The organism is Massilia sp. CT11-108 (genome assembly GCF_047302915.1).
In the GTDB taxonomy this organism is placed as follows: Bacteria; Pseudomonadota; Gammaproteobacteria; order Burkholderiales; family Burkholderiaceae_D; genus Telluria; species Telluria orientalis.
In genome coordinates this window covers 1-238 of sequence record NZ_JBKYMO010001750.1, presented here as the reverse complement: position 1 = coordinate 238, position 238 = coordinate 1, and the positions used below count along the sequence as shown (strand labels likewise).

Annotated in this window: 1 protein-coding gene; it reads left to right on the top strand. The window is 67.6% G+C overall.

What is annotated here, in order from left to right; translation table 11 throughout:
- Positions 1-4 precede the first annotated feature (4 nt).
- A complete protein-coding gene (locus ACEN88_RS36220; RefSeq protein ID WP_413347199.1) occupies positions 5-154 on the top strand; it encodes a peptidoglycan-binding domain-containing protein in 150 nt (49 codons plus the stop codon).
- Positions 155-238: the final 84 nt, after the last annotated feature.

Genomic DNA, 238 nt, shown 5'->3' with positions numbered 1-238 from the left:
AGTCCTGGACGAGCCCACGCGGCGCCTGCTGCGCGCGTTCCAGGTCAAGCAGAACCTGAAGGCGGACGGCCTGGCCGGTCCGCGCACCTACATGCGCCTGAACCAGCTGTCGGGCGTCGACGAACCGCGCCTGCTGGCAGCCACCGGGAAGTGATATGTCGTACATCCTCGAAGCTTTGAAGAAGGCCCAGGCCGAACGCCAGCTCGGCAACGCGCCGACGATTCACGCGCCGCAGGC